Raw genomic sequence first — 612 nt, 5'->3', positions numbered from 1 at the left:
CCATCCCGGTCCTCTCGTACTAAGGACAGCTCCTCTCAAATTTCCTACGCCCACGACGGATAGGGACCGAACTGTCTCACGACGTTCTGAACCCAGCTCGCGTACCGCTTTAATGGGCGAACAGCCCAACCCTTGGGACCGACTACAGCCCCAGGATGCGATGAGCCGACATCGAGGTGCCAAACCTCCCCGTCGATGTGGACTCTTGGGGGAGATAAGCCTGTTATCCCCGGGGTAGCTTTTATCCGTTGAGCGATGGCCCTTCCATGCGGAACCACCGGATCACTAAGCCCGACTTTCGTCCCTGCTCGACTTGTAGGTCTCGCAGTCAAGCTCCCTTATGCCTTTGCACTCTACGAATGATTTCCAACCATTCTGAGGGAACCTTTGGGCGCCTCCGTTACACTTTAGGAGGCGACCGCCCCAGTCAAACTGCCCACCTGACACTGTCTCCCGGGTCGATAAGACCCGTAGGTTAGAATTTCAATACAGTCAGGGCGGTATCCCACCAGCGCCTCCACCGAAGCTAGCGCTCCGGTTTCAATGGCTCCCGCCTATCCTGTACAAACTGTACCAAAATTCAATATCAGGCTACAGTAAAGCTCCACGGGG

1 rRNA gene is annotated in these 612 nt (G+C 55.9%); it reads right to left on the bottom strand.

From position 1 onward, the window contains the following. Nucleotides 1-612, bottom strand: a 23S ribosomal RNA gene (locus tag MR107_RS30295); the annotation flags it as partial.

Origin of the sequence: Bacillus cereus group sp. BfR-BA-01441 (assembly GCF_022663075.1) — a bacterium.
GTDB classification, from domain to species: Bacteria; Bacillota; Bacilli; order Bacillales; family Bacillaceae_G; genus Bacillus_A; species Bacillus_A cereus.
Note: the sequence above shows the minus strand (reverse complement) of the source record. Positions and strands in the feature narration are given on the sequence as shown.